Annotated in this window: 20 protein-coding genes and 1 tRNA gene; 7 read left to right on the forward strand and 14 right to left on the reverse strand. The window is 58.7% G+C overall.

Annotated elements, in window-relative coordinates; genetic code table 11:
- The first annotated feature begins 126 nt into the window (after positions 1 to 126).
- The 3 genes from CKA81_RS03685 to CKA81_RS03695 all read left to right on the forward strand — a co-directional run bounded on the left by CKA81_RS03685 (position 127) and on the right by CKA81_RS03695 (position 6,715).
- Positions 127 to 1,965, forward strand: a complete 1,839-nt coding sequence (locus CKA81_RS03685; protein WP_128354096.1) for an amidohydrolase — start codon at positions 127 to 129, stop codon at positions 1,963 to 1,965.
- Positions 1,952 to 4,210 (forward strand): mechanosensitive ion channel family protein, encoded by a 2,259-nt coding sequence (locus CKA81_RS03690; protein WP_128354097.1) that lies wholly within the window; start codon positions 1,952 to 1,954, stop codon positions 4,208 to 4,210. Before CKA81_RS03685 ends, CKA81_RS03690 begins: the two co-directional genes overlap by 14 nt.
- 165 nt (positions 4,211 to 4,375) lie before the next feature.
- Positions 4,376 to 6,715, forward strand: a complete 2,340-nt coding sequence (locus CKA81_RS03695; protein ID WP_128354098.1) for a sulfatase-like hydrolase/transferase — start codon at positions 4,376 to 4,378, stop codon at positions 6,713 to 6,715.
- A 78-nt stretch (positions 6,716 to 6,793) separates the two neighbouring features.
- Here CKA81_RS03695 and CKA81_RS03700 read toward each other — a convergent pair whose 3' ends face one another.
- Positions 6,794 to 7,123: a type II toxin-antitoxin system RelE/ParE family toxin gene (locus tag CKA81_RS03700; protein ID WP_128354099.1), complete on the reverse strand. Its 330-nt coding sequence runs from the start codon at positions 7,121 to 7,123 to the stop codon at positions 6,794 to 6,796.
- The gene (locus CKA81_RS03705) at positions 7,120 to 7,371 is read right to left on the reverse strand and encodes a type II toxin-antitoxin system ParD family antitoxin (RefSeq protein ID WP_128354100.1); all 252 of its coding nucleotides are present in this window, start codon (positions 7,369 to 7,371) and stop codon (positions 7,120 to 7,122) included. Before CKA81_RS03705 ends, CKA81_RS03700 begins: the two co-directional genes overlap by 4 nt.
- Positions 7,372 to 7,505: 134 nt before the next feature.
- Between CKA81_RS03705 and CKA81_RS03710 the strand changes: the two genes are divergently transcribed.
- The gene (locus tag CKA81_RS03710; RefSeq protein WP_128354101.1) at positions 7,506 to 8,858 is read left to right on the forward strand and encodes a sensor domain-containing protein; all 1,353 of its coding nucleotides are present in this window, start codon (positions 7,506 to 7,508) and stop codon (positions 8,856 to 8,858) included.
- 82 nt (positions 8,859 to 8,940) lie between these two features.
- On the opposite strand, the gene CKA81_RS03715 is transcribed toward CKA81_RS03710, so the two are convergent.
- Positions 8,941 to 9,016: transfer RNA gene (locus CKA81_RS03715), tRNA-Ala, on the reverse strand.
- Positions 9,017 to 9,138: 122 nt separating this feature from the next.
- On the opposite strand from CKA81_RS03715, the gene argG reads away from it, so the two are divergent.
- On the forward strand, positions 9,139 to 10,476 hold the full coding sequence (gene argG / locus CKA81_RS03720; protein WP_128354102.1) for an argininosuccinate synthase: 1,338 nt from the start codon (positions 9,139 to 9,141) through the stop codon (positions 10,474 to 10,476).
- Between the two features lie 99 nt (positions 10,477 to 10,575).
- On the opposite strand, the gene argF is transcribed toward argG, so the two are convergent.
- Positions 10,576 to 11,517 carry an ornithine carbamoyltransferase gene (gene argF, locus CKA81_RS03725; protein ID WP_128354103.1) on the reverse strand — a complete coding sequence of 314 codons (942 nt, stop codon included), beginning with the start codon at positions 11,515 to 11,517 and terminating at the stop codon, positions 10,576 to 10,578.
- Between the two features lie 207 nt (positions 11,518 to 11,724).
- Between argF and CKA81_RS03730 the strand changes: the two genes are divergently transcribed.
- Entirely contained in the window at positions 11,725 to 12,039 is a 315-nt protein-coding gene (locus CKA81_RS03730) for a DUF3579 domain-containing protein (RefSeq protein WP_128354104.1), read from the forward strand.
- A gap of 11 nt (positions 12,040 to 12,050) precedes the next feature.
- On the opposite strand, the gene CKA81_RS03735 is transcribed toward CKA81_RS03730, so the two are convergent.
- The 10 genes from CKA81_RS03735 to CKA81_RS03780 all read right to left on the reverse strand — a co-directional run bounded on the left by CKA81_RS03735 (position 12,051) and on the right by CKA81_RS03780 (position 19,661).
- The gene (locus CKA81_RS03735) at positions 12,051 to 13,013 is read right to left on the reverse strand and encodes a 2-hydroxyacid dehydrogenase (protein ID WP_128354105.1); all 963 of its coding nucleotides are present in this window, start codon (positions 13,011 to 13,013) and stop codon (positions 12,051 to 12,053) included.
- 128 nt (positions 13,014 to 13,141) lie between these two features.
- Positions 13,142 to 13,405: a 30S ribosomal protein S20 gene (rpsT, locus tag CKA81_RS03740; RefSeq protein WP_128354106.1), complete on the reverse strand. Its 264-nt coding sequence runs from the start codon at positions 13,403 to 13,405 to the stop codon at positions 13,142 to 13,144.
- Between the two features lie 53 nt (positions 13,406 to 13,458).
- Complete coding sequence (gene murJ, locus CKA81_RS03745) at positions 13,459 to 15,015, reverse strand: murein biosynthesis integral membrane protein MurJ (protein ID WP_128354107.1); 1,557 nt, start codon at positions 15,013 to 15,015, stop codon at positions 13,459 to 13,461.
- 8 nt (positions 15,016 to 15,023) lie between these two features.
- Positions 15,024 to 15,782 (reverse strand): 3-hydroxyacyl-CoA dehydrogenase, encoded by a 759-nt coding sequence (locus CKA81_RS03750; RefSeq protein ID WP_128354108.1) that lies wholly within the window; start codon positions 15,780 to 15,782, stop codon positions 15,024 to 15,026.
- Positions 15,783 to 15,846: 64 nt separating this feature from the next.
- On the reverse strand, positions 15,847 to 16,503 hold the full coding sequence (gene adk / locus CKA81_RS03755; protein WP_128354109.1) for an adenylate kinase: 657 nt from the start codon (positions 16,501 to 16,503) through the stop codon (positions 15,847 to 15,849).
- Between the two features lie 99 nt (positions 16,504 to 16,602).
- A complete protein-coding gene (kdsB, locus tag CKA81_RS03760; RefSeq protein ID WP_128354110.1) occupies positions 16,603 to 17,367 on the reverse strand; it encodes a 3-deoxy-manno-octulosonate cytidylyltransferase in 765 nt (254 codons plus the stop codon).
- The gene (locus CKA81_RS03765; RefSeq protein WP_128354111.1) at positions 17,364 to 17,549 is read right to left on the reverse strand and encodes a Trm112 family protein; all 186 of its coding nucleotides are present in this window, start codon (positions 17,547 to 17,549) and stop codon (positions 17,364 to 17,366) included. The genes kdsB and CKA81_RS03765 overlap by 4 nt, the downstream gene beginning before the upstream one ends.
- A gap of 26 nt (positions 17,550 to 17,575) precedes the next feature.
- Complete coding sequence (lpxK, locus tag CKA81_RS03770; RefSeq protein ID WP_394342526.1) at positions 17,576 to 18,649, reverse strand: tetraacyldisaccharide 4'-kinase; 1,074 nt, start codon at positions 18,647 to 18,649, stop codon at positions 17,576 to 17,578.
- Positions 18,646 to 19,056 (reverse strand): ExbD/TolR family protein, encoded by a 411-nt coding sequence (locus CKA81_RS03775; RefSeq protein ID WP_128354112.1) that lies wholly within the window; start codon positions 19,054 to 19,056, stop codon positions 18,646 to 18,648. Before CKA81_RS03775 ends, lpxK begins: the two co-directional genes overlap by 4 nt.
- Positions 19,053 to 19,661: a MotA/TolQ/ExbB proton channel family protein gene (locus CKA81_RS03780; protein WP_128354113.1), complete on the reverse strand. Its 609-nt coding sequence runs from the start codon at positions 19,659 to 19,661 to the stop codon at positions 19,053 to 19,055. Before CKA81_RS03780 ends, CKA81_RS03775 begins: the two co-directional genes overlap by 4 nt.
- 389 nt (positions 19,662 to 20,050) lie before the next feature.
- Between CKA81_RS03780 and xseA the strand changes: the two genes are divergently transcribed.
- The gene (gene xseA, locus CKA81_RS03785) at positions 20,051 to 21,406 is read left to right on the forward strand and encodes an exodeoxyribonuclease VII large subunit (protein WP_128354114.1); all 1,356 of its coding nucleotides are present in this window, start codon (positions 20,051 to 20,053) and stop codon (positions 21,404 to 21,406) included.
- Positions 21,407 to 21,430: the final 24 nt, after the last annotated feature.

Genomic DNA, 21,430 nt, shown 5'->3' on the forward strand with positions numbered 1-21,430 from the left:
CACCGTATAGCGAACGGTTTCCCAGCTGTTACTATTTGCGTCCAAAATGAGAGAAAGAAAAGGGGGACGCTGATGACGACTATTAGTTCAGCATTTCGAATACTGCCTTTGCTGGGCGGCCTGCTAATGATGCAACCGGCTTTTGGAAAGACGGTTGCTGATGAAATATGGTCTGGCGGTCCTATCTTGACCATGAACGATAGTCAGCCGCACGCCGACGCCATTGCCGTCAAGGCCGGAAAGATCATTGCTTTGGGATCCCTCAAAGAGGTCGCTCAATTCCAGGGAACAGAAACGCGGATGCAGGACCTGGCAGGGCGAACCCTGCTACCGGGCTTTGTCGATGCGCATGGCCATGCCTTCATGATCGGTCTTCAGGCAATTTCAGCCAACCTGTTGGCTGCACCCGACGGTAAGGTCACAGACATCAAGAGCTTGCAGAACACCTTGACCAAGTGGTCCAGCGAACACGCCGAGGTTCAAAATAGTATTGGCATGGTTCTAGGCTTCGGTTACGACGATGCTCAACTGGCTGAGCAAAAACATCCCACCCGCAAGGATTTGGACGCCGTATCCGTAGACGTCCCCGTGCTGATCATTCACCAGTCCGGTCACATTGGTGTCATGAACAGCAAAGCCTTGGAACTGGCGGGGATCACTGCCGACACGGCAAACCCGGAAGGCGGAGTCATTCGCCGCGACGCCGCCACGCAGGAACCCAGCGGCATACTGGAAGAGGCGGCTTTCTTTGGCGCTCTGGGAAAACAGTTCAGCAAGATGACCGCCGATCAGGCTCAGACCTTGTTTGAGCAGGGCACAACATTGCTTAGTCAGTATGGATACACCACCGGACAAGAGGGGCGAGCAACCTCCACGATTGTGCCTTTCATGCAGAGCGCCGCCGCATCGGGGCGTATCGCTATTGACGTAGTCGCGTACGTGGACGTAATGGAGAACCGGGACTTTATTGCCAAGAACGTTAGCCAAACCTATACCAATGGCTTCAGGGTTGGTGGAGCGAAGTTGACCATCGACGGTTCTCCTCAGGGATTCACTGCTTTTCGGGATCGCCCGTACTACAAGCCGCCTGAGGACTATCGTGCCGATTATCGCGGGTATTCGGCCGTGACGTCAGATCAAACCTTCGATGCCATCGACTGGGCGTTTGCCAATGATGTGCAGATTATTACGCATGCAAATGGCGAAGCCGCTTCCGATATCCTGCTGGCTGCGGTTAGCACAGCGAAAGCGAAGCATCCGGCCAAAGACCGCCGTGCTGTGCTTATTCATGGTCAATTTTTGCGCAAAGATCAAGTGGCCAGCCTGGATAAGCTCGATATATTTCCTTCGCTGTTCCCCATGCATACCTTTTATTGGGGCGATTGGCATCGTGACCGTACCGTTGGCCCGGTCAACGCCGACAATATTTCGCCAACGGGATGGGTCCGCGAGCGCGGCATGATGTTCTCCACTCATCACGATGCCCCTGTTGCGTTTCCCGACTCCATGCGGGTGCTTTCAGCGACCGTCACGCGCCGCACTCGTTCCGGTGATGTTCTAGGGCCTGATCAGCGGGTTGATGTAATGACCGCGCTAAAGGCGATGACCATCTGGCCGGCCTATCAGCATTTCGAAGAAAACCGTAAAGGCTCGCTGGAACCGGGCAAGCTGGCTGATTTCGTTATTCTTTCCAAGGATCCCACGGCAATAGATCCAGAAACCTTACACCAAGTGCAAGTGACCGAGACCGTCAAAAACGGCAAGACTATTTATCGCCAAAGCGACGAAGGCGGCACGGCGGCGCGAGCTTCCGCCGCTGCTGTCGGTGACGTCTTCGGACGTATGTTGACCCATTGGCAGCACAGTAATGAAGAGCGGGGAGCCAACGGTCACGCTCATGGGCCAGAGTTGCTGATGGCCGCGATGCTTGCCGGGCTTGAGCGACAGAACGATGTCAAACACTAATTTCCGCAGGCTATTCCGTCTTTCTATCCTGGCCGTCTTTATTTGGTTCCTGTTGCCTTTGGCCCAAGCGACCCAGTTCGACTGGACGGGCGAGTGGGACAGCACCTGGCATCATCGAGGCGCTCGAGTATCGCTCGTACAGACCGGTGATCATATAAAAGGAAGCTACAAACTTTATGGCGGCACGGTCGAAGGCACCGCCGATGGCCGCGAGTTTCGAGGAGTCTGGAAAGAAGCAGGCCGTGAAGGCAATTTTGTCGCGATCATGTCTGCAGACGAAAGGACCTTTACCGCTCGTTTTGGTTCTGGCGATTGGATGACCGGCATTCGGGTGGTCGACGATAACGAGTTCCTGGGGCATCAAGTGGACCGGTCCGTCCCCGCCATGACCTTGTATCACTTCTTGTCCATCATGAATGCCGTCGGGCCTGGCAGGATGGAGTTGCAAAGCGAGGCCTCGCAATTCATCGATTTCGCGCAGACGCCCGTCAGTGAGCTGGATTACACGCAAACTTTGTTTGCCGTACTGGATCGGCTGACTTTCCGTGTATGGACCGCCCACCCCCAGCCGGACGATTCTGAGGTTTCGGTAACATTGGGGCAGGCAGGAACTGACGTCTCGTTCAACCTGCATTTTGTCAAACGAGGGGATGAGTGGTTTATATCGCCCCCGCCCATGCAGGTATTGAAGTCTGCGCTGCATGCGCTGGAAACGGCGCGCCCGCAGCGTGTCGATGCGGGCCTTCAAGGCTTGCAGTCTCCACGAGACACCTTGCGCACCTTGATCCATTCGTTCTCGGACGCCGGGGGGGCGTTGGAGGCAGCCATGGCAACCTTGGACATGTCAGAGCTGTCGGCCCTGGCAAAAGAGTATGAGGCGCCGAAACTGGCTCGTTACATTAACCGGTCTTTGCAGCGCATAGGCTCTTTGACATGGCAGGAAGTACCTGACGATCCGGACCGCTCTACCGACTACGTGCACTTTGAGCACCCCATGGGAAGCATTGCGCTCGGGCGGGTGGTGACCGACGAGGGCGTGATATGGCAGTTCACGCCGGAAACATTACAGACGATACGCGCTGTTTATGCCGCGCTGGACAACTTCCCTGCCAACGAAATCTTTTATTCACAACGTCAAACAGAAAGCCTGTACTTTCAGGTCCGCGGCGTAGTCAGCAACATATCTATGGGCTTTGTCAGGCAGCTTGGACCCATGGAGCTTTGGCAATGGCTGGGCTTGTTGCTGGTTCTTGGTGGCGCTTATGCTTTGGGCAGGGTGGTAAATGCAATCTTCTACGCCCTGGTGCTTAGGCGCTTTGTGCCTGCTTCAGAGCAGCAAGGCCTTGTCCGTTGGTTGTTTCTTTGGTCCTTCCGTTTTCTGGTCGTCGGCGTTGCGCTGCGGGTTGCCGATCGCGTATTGAGCTTTCCTGATCTGGTGCAAGTCGTCGTTGTTGCCGTAAGTTGGACCTGCACTATTCTTTCTTCCATGATGTTGATTCTGCTGGGCGTGGGAGTGGTGGTCGGTCACATCAAAGAAACTAATGCCATCCATAGCAATCACATGACGCCTGTGTCGTTCGTCGCAGGCATTGTGCGCGTGGTCGTTGTGGTGTTCGCTATTTTGTTGTTGGCAGATGTGCTGCAAGTTCCGTATCAAAGCGTGCTTGCCGGTCTGGGCTTGGGGGGCCTGGCCGTCGCACTGGCAGCCCAGTCGACACTGCAGAATTTCATCTCTGGCATTACCTTGTACTTCGACAAGCCCATTGCGGTTGGCGACTACTGCAAGTTCGGTGACAAGTCGGGCACGGTAGAGTTTATCGGCATGCGCTCGACACGTATCCGTACTGCTGCGCGCACCTTGCTGACAGTACCAAACAGCGAGTTTTCAAACTTGCAGATCGAGAACTACGCCCAGCGCGATCGTATGCTTTTAAACCCTACGTTGAAATTGCGATATGAAACGTCCCCCGACCAGTTACGCAAACTTCTGGAGGAGTTTCGCCAATTGTTGATCGATCATCCCAAAGTCGCGGACGACCCGCTGCGGGTGCGGTTCGCCGGTTTCGGCGCACACTCTCTTGATGTCGATGTTTTGGCATACATCATGTCGGACAACGAATCCGAGTTTGTGGCGATTCGAGAAGACATTTACCTACGCATCATGGAGGTGGTAGAACGTGCCGGTGCCAGGTTGGCCGTTCCCTCGGTCGTGAATTACAACACTGCAGATACCTTGCCGGGCTAGTTTTGCTTGGGGTCCGCGTCGGCCTGGAAGGCAGCGCGGGCCTGACTGTCGTCCAGACGGCCGGCATGCAGGGGGGCATGTCCCTCTCTGGCGCCGGGGGGTAGTTGGTGTAATACTGCCTCCGGAGGAGCGTAAAGCTCAGACTTAAGTCCGAGGAGAATAATAATGAAAGCTTTGCGGCTAGGCAGACGAGGCAGCCTTGTCTTATTGATGGTTTCGATGCTAATTCTGGCCGGCTGCAGTGGCGATGACAGCGTGGCAACGGCCCAGTCGGACGCGCAAAAACCCAACATCCTTTTCGTCGTCATCGACGACTTCGGGGTGGATCAGATGACATCCTACGGCTACGGCGGTGCGGTCCCGCCCAAGACACCTAACCTGACGGCGATAGCTCAGGCAGGGCTGCAGTTCCGCTCCGCATGGGCTATGCCGACCTGCACGCCCACGCGCGCCACTTTCTTTACCGGGCGTTACCCCTCTGCCACGAATGTTCTAAACGCCGTGGTGTCGACCGACCTGGCGAACTCCGAGATCTCGCCCTACGAGGTCACGCTTCCCAAACTGTTGCGTACACAAGGGTATATCAGTGCACTGATCGGCAAGATGCATTTGACCGGCACCGACTTAGGCACGGCACCGAACCTGCCCTATGGTCATCAGACCATGTGGAAGCTGGGCTGGGACTACTTCGACGGTTACCTGGATGGCGCTCCCTTTCCGATTGATACGCGGGCCGGGCGTACCAACGTGGCCGAAGAGACCCATCAGTGCGGTTTCATCGCAAATAAAACCATCGATCCCGCCAATGGCGCGGATGCCGGTGCTTGCTACTATGTGGCCGGTGGCTGCGAATCTATTGTGCGCGGTCTCGGTATCAGCACGCCGGGCCGCAGTTGCATGGAACGCGGTGGCATCTTCGATCCAGACCAGTCCTGCCAAGTCAGTCCGCCTGCCTACCTGGACTTCACCGCGCAGAATGGCTACTACACTGGCGAATTCGTCCAGAGCTGGCCCGACGGTACTACACGGAAAGTTGGGGCTGAGGACCCGGCAGCGCGCGGCTACCGCAGCACCATGGAAACCGACCGCGCCGTAGCCTGGGTACGCCAGCAGAGCAAAGGAACTCCCTGGATGATGTCCGTGGGCTATTCCGCCATTCACACACCGCTACAGATGCCGCCTGTGGCCCTGGTCTCCGACACCACAGTAGGCCGGAATGATAATCTGGTCTGCTCGCCGGCCAGCGATCGGGGAGACGTGCCCAGCGCGATCAAATCGCTCAAAACCGTGGTCAATGATCACCTCGTCACCAACTTGATGGTCGAGGCCATGGATACCGAAATCGGTCGCCTGCTGGTCGAACTCGGGCTGGCCACCTGGAACCAGAATGGTACGCTGAATTACCAGCCAGAAAAGACCAACACGATGGTGGTCGTCATGGCCGACAACGGAACCTATGTCAACAGTGTGAAATTCACGGCCCCCGGTCAATTCGACCCCACACGTGCCAAAGCATTCCCTTATCAGACCGGGGTGGCCGTGCCGCTATTGATAGCTGGCCCCATGGTCCAGGAGCCCGGGCGTGAAATCACCCACCAGGTCAGCTCGCCCGACATGTACCGCCTGTTCGCTGAAATCGCAGGCGCTGATGTGAATGCCAATGTTCCTGCCAACCGCCCCTTGGATGCCCAGCCGATGCTGGCCTACCTGACCTCTCCTGATCAGGCGGCCATTCGCAGTCTGAACTTTTCCGAAATGGGAACCAACTTCTCCAATCCGTCCATGGCCGTCACGCCGCAGCCCTGCGTGGTGGAGGCGGCGAGTGTGTGTTTCACCATCTTTCCCCAGAAGGCGCTGTGCAACGACCAGGGCGGTATCTGGTACGGTGCCGGTTCCGGGCTGGCGGGCGTGCCTGTCGAAGGATTCAGCCAATGCGGACAGGTGATGTCTTATCGGAAGACCCTGGACCCGGCTGATAAGGTCGACGTTCTACCCGACTCACAGAAGGCAGTCAGCGACGGCGACTACAAACTAGTGCGTCTGAACCGCAAGACGTACACCATTACCCCGAATCCGATGGACTCGCAATATATCCAGAACCAAAACACGGATGAACTATACGAGATCGACATGGCCGTGCCGAACCCCAAGCTGGACAAACTTAATACGGCGATCGCCGTCGGTTCGCCCACTATCACCGACCCGTTGCCACCCGAGGCTCAGCAGCCCTATGGCACGCTGAAGGCCGAAATGGACTGGCGCGATCAAGTCGCTGCGTTTAATAACCAGTACGACAAGGTCCACTGCCCGGGCGACGGTAACCGGGACGGTGCGGTGGATCAGCAAGACTTGGATCTCTGGGCGGAACTCAGTCAACTGAATCTGAACAACGGCGTGGCGCAGTCCAGTTGGTACGATCTTAACCACGATGGAAAGACTGATGGGATCGACCGCGCCTTGATCGAGGCAAATCTGGGGCGCAGCTGCGCCTTGAGCCCAGTCTAAGGCCGTAGCCGCGCTCGCGAGAAAAAATCTCCGAGCGCCGCCAACATATTTGTGGTGGAGTGGGGTACTGAGGCTGACTCAGATGATCTCTGGCTCCAGCATCCGCGCCGGGACATCGCGTTGGCCGTGCAGCACGCGCCAGATATCAATGTGCTGCGGACACTCGACGTAGAACACGAGATGGGGATAGCGCACAAGCGGCCAGAAACGCAAGCCGGGCAGGTTCAACTCATGGGCGTAGCGGGGAGACCCAGTAGCCGGATGGTGAGCGATGTGCGTATAAGCCTGCTCCAAGGCGTCAATGAAGCCGAGCGCAGCTTGTTCAGTACCTTCACTGAGATAGTAGGCAATCGCGTTGTCGATGTCCCGGTTGGCCAGTTCGCGGGGAACGACGGGCTTGGCCGTCACCCGCGAGCGCCCACTTTGGCCACCTTGCGCACCCGATCACGCAGTCCCTTGAAGTAGGCTGGATCGGCTGGGGCTGCCGGTGCAGATGCCGCACCCGCGAGCAAGAGTCCGCGCAGTTGTAGGCGATCCTGGTCCTTGCGGATCAACTCACGCACATACTCGCTGCTCGTACTATAGCTGCCTTGAGCGACCTGCTCATCGACGAAGGACTTTAGCGTATCGGGTAGGGATATGTTCATTGTGCTCATAACGCCTAGGCTAGTATGTTTGGCAAACTTTGGCAAGATCGTCAGACCAAGTCGCGACTACACATTCGAATCGGTTTAATAAAAAAGCGAGTATATTTCTCAACTCGGCTGACCCACCCCTTTATAAACTGTTCATGGAAACGAAAACCTACACGCCGCCGGCCAGCTTCATCGACCTCTTGATTGATGCTGTCTTCGCGGTTGATGCCGACGCATATGTCGTTTTCGCCAGTGCTTCGTGTGAGCGCATTTTCGGGTACACGCCACAAGAAATGATCGGCAAGAACATGTTCGACATGATGGCGCCAGAAGATCGCGAACTAACCCGGGAATCGGTGGGGGAAGTCATGTCCGGCAACCCTCAACTGTCTTTTGAGAATCGTTATATCCGCAAGGATGGTCAAGTCGTCCACATCATGTGGTCGGCGCGCTGGTCGCCGGCCGAGCAATTGCGGATCGGGGTTGCGCGTGACATCACCGAACGCAAACGAGCCGAGTCGATGCAGGCTGCGCTCTATTCCATTTCCGAAGCCGCGCACGCCGTTGGGGATATGCTCGCGCTGTTTAAACGCCTTCATCAAATCGTCGGTACGCTACTGCAAGCAGATAATTTTTCCGTGACGCTATACGACGAGAAAACAGATCAACTAAGCTTTCCATATCACGTGGACGAGCACGAGCCAACGTCCAAACCATCCAGACCGGCCGCCGGAACGCTTTGCGCAGAGATTATCCGCAGCAGGCAGCCGCTAATGCTGACTCCCGAGACGATGACTGCTCGCTTAAAAGAGCTGGGAGCCTCCGTCGATACAAAACCGCTCTGCTGGCTGGGGGTTCCGCTTAAATCGCACAACAGCACGATCGGTGTGCTGGTAGTCAAAAGCTACCCGGGCGGGGTGTGCTATACCCAAAAAGACCAGGAACTGCTGCAGTTCGTCTCGACGCAGATCACTACCGCCATCGAGCGTCAACAAATGCAAGTTCGATTGCAGCACATGGCGCAGTATGATCAGCTGACCGTTCTGCCGAACCGCGGGCTTCTGTACGATCGCCTGAAGGTCGCGTTGTCAACAGCACGGCTGGAGCGAGGGCGATTGTCCGTGCTTTACATAGACCTGGACAGATTCAAACAGGTTAACGATGGCCTGGGCCATAGCGTCGGAGACCGGTTGCTGCAAGATGTTGCCGAGCGCTTGAAGCAATGTGTACGTGACTCGGACACAGTCGCTCGCATCGGCGGCGATGAGTTTGTGGTGCTGCTCCAATGTATTTCATTGCCTGAGCAAGCAGAGTTGGTGGCAGAAAAAATCCACAACATCCTGAGCCATCCGTTCGCCATAGACGGCCACAGTGTGAGCATCATACCGAGCATTGGGATCGCACTCTATCCAGAGCACGGCGACGGCGAACAGCAGCTTCTGAATCACGCCGACAAAGCCATGTATTTCGCAAAGAAACGGCGATTGCCACTGGCCAATAAGCATTGAACCAGGCGGTCCCGGTGACGGTGCCCGCACAGGCGCTCGAGCCAAAAAAAATCCCAACCGAAATCGGTCAGGATTTGAATTTTGGTGGAGAAGAGGAGGATCGAACTCCCGACCTCTGCATTGCGAACGCAGCGCTCTCCCAGCTGAGCTACTCCCCCACAAGCCAATATTTTATCAAAACAGCTCCAGAATGGCTTGCTTTCCCGTTCAAGAAACGCATCCGGCCCCCGCGATATAATGGCCGGTTACCTGTTTTAATCTCCAAGGCCTTAGATTCCCCATGACAACCATTCTTGAAGACGTACCTGTTGGCCAGAAGGTCGGCATTGCTTTTTCCGGGGGGCTGGATACCAGCGCCGCTTTGCTGTGGATGCGCAACAAGGGGGCCATCCCTTACGCGTATACCGCCAACCTGGGCCAGCCGGATGAGACCGATTACGAGGCCATCCCGCGGGCGGCCAAACAGTACGGCGCACAGGAAGCACGTCTGATCGATTGCCGGCCGCAGTTGGTTGCCGAAGGGATCGCGGCCTTGCAATGTGGCGCCTTCCATATTTCCACTGCAGGGGTCACGTACTTCAATACGACGCCTATTGGGCGCGCTGTCACCGGCACCATGCTGGTTGCCGCCATGAAGGAAGACGACGTCAACATTTGGGGCGATGGCAGTACCTACAAGGGCAACGACATCGAGCGCTTCTATCGCTACGGCTTGCTGACCAACCCCGATCTCAAAATCTACAAGCCCTGGCTGGACCAGGTGTTTATTGACGAGCTGGGTGGTCGCTCGGAGATGTCGCAATACATGCAGGCAGCCGGTTTCGACTACAAGATGTCGGCCGAGAAGGCTTATTCCACCGACTCGAACATGCTGGGGGCCACACACGAAGCCAAAGATCTCGAGCACCTCAATTCCGGCATCAAGATTGTTCAACCCATTATGGGCGTGGCCTTTTGGCGCGACGATGTCTCCGTCAAGGCCGAAGAGGTGCGTGTGCGCTTCGAGGAAGGCCAGCCGGTTGCCCTGAACGGCGTAGAGTTCGCCGACCCGGTCGAGCTGCTGATGGAAGCCAATCGTATAGGCGGCCGCCACGGCCTGGGCATGAGCGATCAGATCGAAAACCGCATTATCGAGGCGAAAAGCCGCGGCATCTACGAGGCGCCTGGGCTGGCTTTATTGCACATCGCCTACGAGCGCCTGCTTACCGGCATCCATAACGAAGACACCATCGAGCAATACCGCATGAACGGCCTGAAGCTGGGCCGGCTGCTGTATCAGGGACGCTGGTTCGATCCGCAATCCATCATGTTGCGCGAGACGGCACAGCGTTGGGTAGCGCGCGCCATAACCGGCGAAGTCGCGCTGGAATTGCGCCGGGGCAACGATTATTCGATTCTGAATACCGAGTCGGCCAATCTAACTTACAAACCCGAGCGTCTCACGATGGAGCGGGGCGAGTCTTCGTTCTCGCCGCGTGATCGTATTGGTCAACTGACGATGCGCAATCTTGATATCGTCGACACGCGCGAAAAATTGTTTACCTACGTACAGGCTGGCTTGCTGGCGCCCGCCGGCGGCTCCGCCTTGCCGCAGTTGAAGGATGCATCCGACAAGTAAACAGTACCCTCATGTAATGAAACCGGGCGCCTGAGTGCGCCCGGTTTTGTTTTGGCCATCGATGGTCGGGCCTGTCTACTTTTGCCCGCAGCCGGCGTCTCAGCCTTCCTGGCGGCCCAAGAGCAAGAACTCCATCAAGGCCTTCTGCACATGCAAGCGGTTCTCGGCTTCGTCCCACACGACGCTTTGTGGTCCGTCCATGACTTCGCCTGTGACTTCCTCGCCGCGATGCGCTGGCAGGCAGTGCATGAACACTGCCGCAGGGTCGGCGACGGCCATCATTTCGGCATCGACGCACCAGTCGGCGAAAGCCTTGCGGCGCTCTTCGTTCTCGGCTTCATAGCCCATGCTGGTCCAGACATCGGTGGTGACCAGATGCGCGCCCCGGCAGGCGTCCAGGGGATCGGAGAACTCCTGCAGGATGTTGCTTGCCGGTTTGCCGATACGTTGCGGCTCGAGCTGGTAGCCCTGGGGGGCGGATACATGCAACTTGAATTCGAGGATTTCGGCGGCTTGCAGCCAGGTATAGGCCATGTTGTTGCCGTCGCCTATCCAGGCCACGGTCTTGCCTTTGATGGGCCCGAGGTGCTCGATGAAGGTGAAGATATCGGCCAGGATCTGGCAGGGGTGGAATTCGTTGGTCAACCCATTGATGACGGGTACGCGCGAGTGCGCCGCAAAGCGCTCTATGCGGGTTTGTTCGAAGGTTCGGATCATGATCAGATCGACCATGCGCGAGATCACGCGCGCGGTGTCTTCGATGGGCTCGGAGCGCCCAAGTTGCGAGTCGCCAGTGGTAAGATGGATGACTGATCCGCCCAGCTGATACATGCCTGCTTCAAACGACACCCGCGTACGTGTACTGGCCTTCTCGAAGACCATCGCAAGGTTGCGATCGTGCAAGGTGTGGTGCGGCTCGTAGCGCTTGAATTTGTTCTTGATTATTCGGGCGCGATCCAGCACGTAGTCGATCTCATTTTTCGAAAGATCACGAAACTGCAGGAAGTGCCGTAGCGGGCCGGTTTGGGGTGTAGCAGACATAAATACGCCTTCTGTAAAAGAGCCATCTTACCTTGCAAAAGGGCCATCGGCAAAAGCTCAAACCCGACGCGCAGGCGTCGAAGTTGTCGTCCTGGTGTTGCGCCGCGTCGGACGCAGAAAAGCCGGGATGGTGGCGATCAGATACAATTCGCGGCGCAGGGAAAGTTTGGTCGGCCTGAAATGGCGACGATTTGTCCGCGGAAGTCTATGACACATCTTGTGCAGCAATTGGTTATTCATGGCCTTACACTCGAAGGTCAGCGGTTTCGTCCCAGTGATTGGGCCGAGCGCCTCGCCGGTGTAATGTCGCAGTTTCGACCGTCAGGTTCTGTTGGCGGGCATCTTACCTATTCGCCTTATGTGGTTCCGGTTGTGCTGGATGGAGTGCGCTGCGTGGTGGTCGACCAGCGTCTGCGTGAACTCGAGCCGCTGGCATGGAAGTTCATCTGCGACTTTGCAACAGACAATAAGCTGCAGACCTCCGAGAAAGAGGTCCAGATCGTTAATCGCCGCCGCCCATAAAGGCGGCTTTTTTATGCAATAGCGGGTATGGGCGTGATGACCTTGCCCGTCGTGGCGTAGGCATCCACGTTATCGAACACGAGGTCGGCCATGGCCTTGCGTGTTTCGGTGGTGGCGCTGGCTATATGGGGAAGGATAACCACGTTGTCCAGTGTTTTAAGGGCGTCAGGGACGTTCGGTTCGTCCACATAGACATCCAGCCCCGCGCCGCCCAGTTCGCCGGACACCAGCGTACTGACCAAAGCTTCTTCATCGATGACCGACCCGCGGGCGATATTGATAATGATGCCCTTGGCGCCCAAGGCCTGCAGCACTTCGCGGTTGACCAGGTTGCGCGTCGAGTCGCCGCCTACCGTTGCCACCACCAGAAAGTCCGCCCACGAGGCCAGGTCGGTCAGCGATGCTTCATAGCCCAGGTCTACGTCTGTGCGGGCGCGCCTGTTGTGATAGCGGACTTCCATATCGAAACCGCTGGCGCGTCGCGCAATGGCCATGCCGATGCGGCCCAATCCAACGATGCCCATTTTCTTGTGGCTTACCTTGACGCCCAGGGGGAAAACCGCCTCGGAGCCCCACTGGTTGGCCCGCACATAGCGTTCGGCATGGCCCAGCTTGCGTGCGGTGGCCAATAGCAGTCCAAAGGCCAGGTCGGCCACGCAGTCGTTCAGTACATCGGGCGTGTTGCTGACCTGTATGCCGCGCTGTTGTGCATGCCGGACGTCGATGGCGTCGTAGCCCACGCCCATGCTGCAAATGGCTTGTAGTTTGGGCAGCCTGTCGATAAGCTGGGCCGGCGTAGGCGTTGTCGCGCTGGTTACCAGTACCGCGATATCGTCCTGGCGTGCGGCGATCGTGGCATCGGCATCGGCCGCCTTCCACAGTTCGATCAGCTCGTAGTGTTTTGCCAACCGCTCGGCGGCATCAGGAAAAGGGAAGGGGAGCAACTGCAGCACTGCGGGTCTTGTTGTTGTCATGAATGTCTCGGTGTAGGTGCAATGTCAAACCTCGAAACTATACCGTAAACATCATGACGGTCAGCGCAAACACAAAAAGGGACGCTTACGCGTCCCTTTCTATTTTTGCCGTTAAACCGTTACAGCTATCAGGCTAAAGACTTTACCGCAGCAGCAAGACGGCTTTTATGACGAGCAGCCTTGTTTTTGTGAATGATGTTCTTGTCGGCAACGCGATCGATGATGCTGGTGGTTTTTTGGAACACTTCAGCAGCAGCGGCTTTATCGCCGGCATCGATGGCCTGGCGAACGCGTTTGATGGCCGTGCGCAGCATGGAGCGCAGGCTGGAATTATGTTTGTTGCGCGTAACCGATTGGCGAGCGCGTTTGCGGGCTTGGGCGGAATTGGCCATTGTTGCGTATCCGTGTATCTGTAAGGTTATTTGGCAAAGACAGCTATTCTATATTACTTGCCCCTACGTGTAAAGTCTGCGGGCCTAAAGCCGCACAGCAATAGCATCCCAAAGTAGCTTGCCACGCTGGCTGCCAGCACGCCGATCAGCCATAGTACCCGCATGCCCGGTTGAGCGCCCAGGGCAATCCAATCCAGCCGCTGACTGGCCAGCCACAATACGGCGGCCAGGGCCACAAGCGCCGGCAGCAGGCGCAATATAAAGCTGCGCCAACCGGGGCTCGGCTGGTATAGCTTGTGGCGTCTCAGCAGAACCACCAGGAACAAGGCGTTTACCGTCGCGCCAAGGGCAATCGACAGAGCCAGGCCCGCGTGCGCGAACAGCGGCACGAAGACAAGGTTAAATGCCTGGGTAAGCACCAACACGAAAAGCGCGATCTTGACGGGGGTTCGGATGTCTTGCTTGGCATAGAAGCCCGGCGCCAGGATTTTGATGGCCAGCAGGCCGATCAGGCCCACCGAGTAGGCCATGACGGCCAACTGGGTTTGCCCCACGTCCTGGCCGCTGAAGGCGCCATAGTTGAATAGCGTGGCAACCAGCCCGTCGGACAGCATTGCCAGCCCCACTGCGGCCGGCAGGCCCAGCAAGAGCACCAGGCGCAGGCCCCAGTCCAGCAGAGCGCTGTAGCCTGCGTGGTCGTGTTTGGCGTGCGCCTTGGACAGGCTAGGCAGCAGGACAGTGCCCAGGGCCACGCCCAGCAGGGCGGTGGGAAACTCCATGAGCCGATCGGCAAATGACAGCCAGGTCACGCTGCCGGCCTGCAACCAGGTGGCGATATTGGTGTTGATCAGCAGCGACAACTGCGCCACCGATACGCCCAGTATGGCCGGCAGCATTTGGCGCGAGATGCGCTTCACGGTGGGGTCAGCCCAGGCTTCGCGCACGCGCATGGAGTATCGGGGCAGCAAACCCAGCCTTGCAATGGCGGCCCACTGCACCGCCAATTGCAAGACACCTCCTATCATGACCCCGGCGGCCAGGGCGTAAATCGGCGTGTCGAACCGGGCGACCAGGAACACGCTGGCCCCTATCATGGACAGGTTAAGCAGGACCGGCGTGAAGGCCGGGACCGCGTAGCGACTCCAGGTGTTGAGTATGCCCGAGGCGAAAGCCACCAGGGACATGCAGACAATGTAGGGGAACATCAGCCGTGTCATCCAGACGGCGGCATGGAACTCGGTTTGCCGGGCAGCAGTGCGCATGCCGCTGGCCATCGCGCTGACCACCCAGGGCGCTGCGATGATGCCGGCTACGGTAACCAGCACCAGCGCTACGGTCAGCAGCAGGGCGACGCGATCCAGTAATACGCGTACGGCCTCGGGCGGTTCGGTGCTGCGCACCTGCCCGAGTATGGGCACGAATGCCTGCGAGAAAGCGCCTTCTGCGAACAGGCGTCGCAATAAGTTGGGGATGCGGAAGGCAACCCAGAAGGCGTCTGTCAGGGGGCCCGCCCCGAATGCGCTGGCGATGAAAATATCGCGTATCAGCCCGGTTATCCGGGAAAACAGCGTGAAGCTGCTGACTGTGGCGGCTGATCGGAGCAGGCCCATGGGCGTGTTTACTTCATGCCCATGCGTATTGCGCCGTCCAGTCGGATGGTTTCGCCATTGATCATTTCGTTGGTGATAATGCTATTTACCAACTTGGCATAGTCTTCCGGCCGACCCAGGCGGGCAGGGAAGGGGATGCTGGCCGCGAGCGAATCCTGTACTTCCTGGGGCATGCCGAAGATCATGGGCGTGCCGAATATGCCGGGGGCAATCGTTACACAACGGATGCCGACCTTGGACAGGTCGCGGGCCACAGGCAGGGTCATGCCCACGACGCCGGCTTTCGATGCCGCGTAGGCAGCCTGGCCTATCTGGCCATCGTAAGCCGCTACCGAGGCGGTGTTGATCAACACGCCGCGTTCGCCCGTAGGCTCGGGCGTGTTGTTGCTCATGGCGGCGGCCGCCAGACGCGACATATTGAAGGTGCCGACCAGGTTGATCATGACCACTTTCTGGAATAGATCCAGGGCGTGCGGGCCGTTTCTGCCGACGATGCGCGATGCCGGGGCGACTCCGGCGCAATTGATCAGACCGAACAGGGTGCCGGCCTGCGTGGCAGCGTCGACGGCGGCCTGGCCGTCAGCCTCTTGCGTGACATCGCAATGCACATAAGTTTGACCGAGTTCAGTCGCCAACTGGCGGCCGGCTTCGTCCTGCACGTCGGCAATGATGACCGAGGCGCCTTCAGCGACCAGCATGCGGGCGGTGCCGGCGCCCAACCCCGATGCGCCGCCAGTAACAATGAAAACCTTATTTTTGATGTCCATAGGTGTCTCTTGAAAAAACTCGGCGGGCGATGCGCCCGCCGATAGGTATTGCCCAGTGTAGTGCTCAGGCGCCCAGCGCCTCGAAAACCCGCTGCCTGATCTCGTCTACCGAACCCAGGCCGGAAATCTGGCGATACGCCGGCGCATCGGTGGATCCGGTGTCTGCCCAGCTGGAGTAATAATCAACCAGGGGACGAGTTTGTTCGCGATACACCGACAGGCGGTGTCTGACGGTTTCTTCGCGGTCGTCGTCCCGCTGGACCAGGGCTTCGCCCGTGACGTCATCCGTATCGGCCGTCTTGGGCGGATTGAACGTGACATGATAGCTGCGGCCACTGGCCGGGTGTACACGCCGGCCGCTCATGCGCTCGATGATGTTTTCTTCGGGCACGACGATCTCAACAACGTAGTCCAGGGCGACCCGCGCGTTCTTCAAGGCGTCCGCTTGCGGGATGGTGCGCGGGAAACCGTCGAACAAGTAGCCGTTCTTGCAGTCGGGCTGCTGCAGGCGATCTCGCACCAGGCCGATGATGATGTCGTCCGACACCAGCCCGCCCGTGTCCATGATCTTCTTGGCTTCCAGGCCCAGCGGGGTCTGTGCCTTGACGGCCGCTCGGAGCATATCGCCCGTGGAAATCTGGGGTATGCCGAATTTCTCGGTAATGAAAGCCGCTTGAGTTCCCTTTCCGGCGCCGGGTGGTCCGAGCAGAATGAGTCGCATGAATTCCTCCTGAAGTTTGTCTTTTTTTAGCTTTTGCGATTATGCCGCAATGCAGCAATCAGTGCACGCGCGACGGCAGAATTGGATAGTTAGGCCGTTTTATAACCCATTTGCGAACAATTCACGTACACGATCCAGGTCTTGGGCAGTGTCCACGCCAGGAGCCGGGTGCCCCTCCGTAACATGGACCGCGATGGCATAACCGTTTTCGAGAGCGCGCAGTTGTTCCAAGGACTCATAGGTTTCCAGGGGCCCCACAGGCAGGCTGGCAAAGCTTGCCAGGAAGCTCGCGCGATAAGCGTACAGGCCTATGTGGTGCAGGGCTGGCAGGCCGTGCGCCAGGCGCTGCTGGCCATCGGCCAGGGCGTCCCGGGCCCACGGTATGGGCGCCCGCGAGAAATAAAGGGCGCGCTGTTGGGCATTGCAAACCACTTTGACGGCATTGGGATTGAACAGGACTTCGTGGTTCTGGATGCGGCTGGCGCAGGTGGCAATCGCCGCACCCGGGTCGTTGATGAGCAGAGCGGCGACCTGATCGATCTGGGCGGGATCGATCAAGGGTTCGTCGCCCTGTACGTTGACGACAATGGCATCGGCGGGCAAGTGCAGATTGGCAGCGACTTCGGCCAGCCTATCGGTGCCGGTGGCGTGATCGGCGCGCGTCAGCATGGCTTCGTAACCATGCTGGCTGACGGCGGTGCGTATGCCTTCGTCGTCGGTGGCGACAATGACCCGCGCAGCTGCGGACCTGGCCGCGCTGGCTGCCGTCCGAACCACCATGGGAAGGCCGGCAATATCCAGCAGCGGCTTGCCCGGTAGCCGGGTGGAAGCAGCGCGTGCCGGAATAATGACGATAAAGCTCATTGGGCGCCGGTGTCGGTGGCGCTAAGGTCGCGAGCCTCGTCTTCCAGCATTACGGGAATACCGTCACGGATGGGGTAGGCCAAGTGATCGGGGCGGCAGATGAGCTCTTGCCGGTCACGGTCGTGGTGCAGGGGCCCCTTGCATAATGGACAGACCAGGATTTCAAGCAGGCGGGATTCCATGCGCGGCTCCAATAGCGTTCAAGTTGTCAATGTACGGAGTTTAATGCCTGTTTTTGCCGGGCGATGATGCGCAGCATGTCGTTGGCATGGTCCAGCCACTGCGGATCGGAAAATTTAGGCTCGACATGGACGACCCAGAGTCGTTCGTCGTTGATGTGCCGGCACTTGACGGCGTCTTTGGCCGTAATCAGTATGACGGGCGCAGCAAGTTGCGCAAAGGGCGGCTGGGCGTAGTCGTCGTGATCGGGCAAGGCAATGCGCTGGGCAAGCTGCACGCCGCTGGCCTGCAGCATCGAGAAGAAACGTTCGGGCTGCCCAATCGCGGCAACGGCAGCGACCTGGACGCCGCCATATTGGGCCAACCACACAGTCCAGTCCAGGCAAGTTCCGCTAGACAACTGCGTGACCGAGACGGGCCCCAGCCGCATGCTGACCTGGCGCGCCGGCGTTACAACGGGCTCGGGGGCAGTCTCATTCTGTGCCAGGTTGCTTATCACGAAGTCCACATACTGCAGTCGGCTGGCCGGCTCGCGCAGCGGGCCTGCCGGCAATACGCGGCCATTGCCCGTGCCTCTGCCGTCCTGCACGATAATTTCGATGTCCCGGCCCAGGGCAAGATGCTGCAGTCCATCGTCGCTGATCACCAGATCGACGTCGGGATAATGCCGGCGCAGCGCTTTCATGGCCAGCGGCCTTGACCGATGGACGGCAACAGGCAAGCCGGTGGCACGCGCGATCAAGGCAGGTTCGTCGCCGAACTGGGCGGCATCGAGATCGCCGCGGCCGCTACGGGCGCGTTCGCCAACGTCGACGCCATAGCCGCGGCTGATCACGCCCGGCGACCAGCCGCGTGCGCGCAATGCGTTTGCCAAGGCGATCACGACAGGCGTCTTGCCGGTGCCGCCCACATATATGTTGCCGACGACCACCACCGGTAGCGGACTATGCTGGATGAGACCGGGCTGCTTCTGAAAACGCTGGTGCTTGCGGGCAATCGCAAGGCGTACCAGCCAGGAGACCGGCCATAGCAGTGTGCTGACCAAGCCCTTGCGGCGCCAGGCACGGTGCATGGCGCTCTGGAAGGAGACCGGGATCTTCAATTGGGATCCTGGGTGGCGAAGTTGACCCGCTCTACACCTGCCAGCCGCGCGGCCTCCATGACCCGCAGCACAGAGGCATGGGTAGCCTGCGCATCAGCATTAATGACTAGAACCGCTTCAGGACGGTCGGACGCCGCCCGCCGCAGCGCCTGCGCGATATCGGCCGCCGTGTTGCCTGATAGCAGTTGTCCGTTCAGCGCGTAGATGCCTTCCTGGCTTACCGCGATGTCCAGGGCGTTGGTGTCGAGCGCATCGGCCTGGGCCTGCGGGAGCGACAGCTTCATTTGGTTCAGGCGGGTGAACGACGTGGTGGCCGCCAGGAAAATGAGGATGACCAGCAGCACATCAATCAAGGGGATGAGATTGATCTCGAGCTCGTCGTCCGCTTGCCGGCGCCGGAAGTTCATTGCGCCGCCCCGCGATTGATAATGCGGTTCAGCGCGTTGGCTTCACGTTCCATTTGATGCAGGAAGTGATCGACGCGGGCGCGAAAGTAGCGGTGAAAGATGAGCGCCGGGATGGCGATGATGATCCCGAAGCCCGTGTTGTAGAGCGCAATGGAAATGCCCCGGGCCAATTGTGCAGGATCGCCGCCCGCCGGGGTATACGACGCAAAGATTTCTATCATGCCGACCACGGTGCCAAACAGGCCCATCAAGGGGGAGACCACCGCTATGGTCGCCAAGGCGGGCAAATACCGGTTCAGCCGATGCGCCACGTCTTTGCCGACGTCTTCAATGGCCGCTACCCGGTAGGCGTTGGATTCGTCACGGTTGAGCAGCACTTCGCCCAATATGCGTCCCAACGGCGAGTGCCCGGCAACCCGGATGATGGTGTCGGGTTCGGCGTTTCTTTGCCTTAGCAGCTCCAGGATCTGGCCTGGCAGGCGGTCTGGCAGTACCCGACCAGAGCGCAAGGTCATGAAGCGTTCGATGACCAGGGCCAGCCCCAGAACGGACGTTGCAATAAGCAACCATATCGGCCAGCCGGCCGCCTGTATCATGTCGAGCAAAGTTCTCTCCCACAAGGGAATGTATTTCAACCAGGATGCATTCTACAATCCATCGAACGATATGACGCGGCTTCTGAACGCCTGGCCGCTCAAACCACCCGCCAAATGGCGGATTAGATGCCGGAAGTGGCGTGGAATGGCGCTTAGCGGAGGGTATCCACAGAAACTGTGGATAATTCTGTGTACAACTTGCCGGACAGGCGCTATTTACCGGCTCTTGAGGTTCAGTGGGCAATTAGCGCTCAATTCGGAACTTATTTTAATCTTGTTAAATATCAAACGCTTAGGCGTTCAATTTAAAGCGCTTATTGATCATGCCCTCTGATTGGCTTGATATTTCATTGATTTGACAATTTGATTTCCTCTGTGGAAAGAAGTGAAAAAACACCATGAATGAAGGCTGGCCGACCTCCCAATCCGCCACCGATACGGTTTGGACGGTGGCACAACTCAATCGCCGCGTGGCTGAGTTGCTGCAAGGCAGTTTTTCGCGGATCTGGGTGCGCGGCGAAGTCTCCAACTTCACACAGGCGGCCTCCGGACACTGGTATTTCTCCGTCAAGGACGAAAGCGCGGCGGTCAAGGCAGTAATGTTTCGTGGCCGGGCTCAGGCGGTCGGGTTTGTGCCCAAGCCGGGTGAGAAGTTCGAGTTTCGTGTCAATGTCACGCTCTACGAGCCTCGGGGCGATTACCAGTTGCAGGTCGAGAGCATGCGCCGGGCAGGGCGTGGCGACTTGCATGCGGCCTTTCTGGCGTTGAAGGACAAGCTCGAGGCCGAGGGCTTGTTCGACCCGGCGCGCAAGCGCCCCATTGCGCAGATGCCGCGAGCGGTCGGTGTGGTCACATCCCTTGGGGCGGCAGCGCTACACGATGTATTGACGGCGCTCGCGCGCCGGGCGCCGCACGTCCGGGTCATCGTCTACCCGGCGCCGGTGCAGGGGCTGGACGCCGCCGGGCGGCTGGTGCATGCGCTGGGCCAGGCCATCAGCCGTAAAGAGGTCGACACCCTGCTGCTCGTAAGAGGCGGGGGCAGCCTGGAGGATCTTTGGAGCTTCAACGACGAAACCCTGGCCCGATGCATCGCTGCCAGCCCCATACCCGTCATTAGCGGTGTGGGCCACGAAACAGATTTCACGATCGCCGACTTTGTTGCCGATCTGCGCGCGCCGACCCCTACCGCGGCTGCCGAGCTATCCTGCCGTAGCCGTGCCACTTGCCTGGGCTTGCTCCAGGCCGCCACGGCAGCGCTGGCTGCCGCTCAGCTGCGCCGACTGGAACTTGCGGCATTGCGTCTGGACCGTACTGTTGCCATGCTGGTGTCGCCCGAGCAGCGCCTGGCTCAGCAGCGCGAGCGCCTGCTGGCCCTGACCGACCGGATGGCGCGAGCCGGAAGCCGCGTCCACGAGCGCCAGGCTGGACGCTACGCCATGCTGAAGTCCCGCCTGGCCTATGCCGCGCCTGCCACCACGGCAAGGCGCACAGAAACGGCGCGGCAGGCGCAGTATTTGGTGTCTGCCGCACAGCGCGACCTGCACAGGCGAGCGCAAAGGCTGGCCGCCGCAATGCAGACCCTGCAGGCGCTCAGTCCCCGCCATATTCTGGACCGCGGTTACGCTATCGTACGTAACGAGCAGGGGGACGTTATCGAAAATGCGTTAGACTTAAGCGTTGGCGAACAGCTAAGTATTGAACTGGCTCGCGGCAGGCTGCAGGTTGGTGTTTTGCAAGTACACGGCTTGCTTTGACTACTTGTTTATGAAGGAATCCGA

Origin of the sequence: Pollutimonas thiosulfatoxidans (genome assembly GCF_004022565.1) — a bacterium.
In the GTDB taxonomy this organism is placed as follows: domain Bacteria; phylum Pseudomonadota; class Gammaproteobacteria; order Burkholderiales; family Burkholderiaceae_B; genus Pusillimonas_D; species Pusillimonas_D thiosulfatoxidans.

Bases quoted from the DNA above. Each gene is read 5' to 3' on its own strand.
- CKA81_RS03685 (WP_128354096.1), top strand. From the start codon at position 127: ATGATGCAACCGGCTTTTGGAAAGACGGTTGCTGATGAAATATGGTCT.
- CKA81_RS03695 (WP_128354098.1), top strand. From the start codon at position 4,376: ATGAAAGCTTTGCGGCTAGGCAGACGAGGCAGCCTTGTCTTATTGATG.
- argG (WP_128354102.1), top strand. From the start codon at position 9,139: ATGACAACCATTCTTGAAGACGTACCTGTTGGCCAGAAGGTCGGCATT.
- CKA81_RS03765 (WP_128354111.1), bottom strand. From the start codon at position 17,549: ATGGAATCCCGCCTGCTTGAAATCCTGGTCTGTCCATTATGCAAGGGG.
- murJ (WP_128354107.1), bottom strand. From the start codon at position 15,015: ATGGGCCTGCTCCGATCAGCCGCCACAGTCAGCAGCTTCACGCTGTTT.
- CKA81_RS03730 (WP_128354104.1), top strand. From the start codon at position 11,725: ATGACACATCTTGTGCAGCAATTGGTTATTCATGGCCTTACACTCGAA.
- adk (WP_128354109.1), bottom strand. From the start codon at position 16,503: ATGCGACTCATTCTGCTCGGACCACCCGGCGCCGGAAAGGGAACTCAA.
- CKA81_RS03775 (WP_128354112.1), bottom strand. From the start codon at position 19,056: ATGAACTTCCGGCGCCGGCAAGCGGACGACGAGCTCGAGATCAATCTC.
- xseA (WP_128354114.1), top strand. From the start codon at position 20,051: ATGAATGAAGGCTGGCCGACCTCCCAATCCGCCACCGATACGGTTTGG.
- CKA81_RS03750 (WP_128354108.1), bottom strand. From the start codon at position 15,782: ATGGACATCAAAAATAAGGTTTTCATTGTTACTGGCGGCGCATCGGGG.
- CKA81_RS03690 (WP_128354097.1), top strand. From the start codon at position 1,952: ATGTCAAACACTAATTTCCGCAGGCTATTCCGTCTTTCTATCCTGGCC.
- rpsT (WP_128354106.1), bottom strand. From the start codon at position 13,405: ATGGCCAATTCCGCCCAAGCCCGCAAACGCGCTCGCCAATCGGTTACG.
- CKA81_RS03710 (WP_128354101.1), top strand. From the start codon at position 7,506: ATGGAAACGAAAACCTACACGCCGCCGGCCAGCTTCATCGACCTCTTG.
- CKA81_RS03735 (WP_128354105.1), bottom strand. From the start codon at position 13,013: ATGACAACAACAAGACCCGCAGTGCTGCAGTTGCTCCCCTTCCCTTTT.
- kdsB (WP_128354110.1), bottom strand. From the start codon at position 17,367: ATGAGCTTTATCGTCATTATTCCGGCACGCGCTGCTTCCACCCGGCTA.
- argF (WP_128354103.1), bottom strand. From the start codon at position 11,517: ATGTCTGCTACACCCCAAACCGGCCCGCTACGGCACTTCCTGCAGTTT.
- CKA81_RS03705 (WP_128354100.1), bottom strand. From the start codon at position 7,371: ATGAGCACAATGAACATATCCCTACCCGATACGCTAAAGTCCTTCGTC.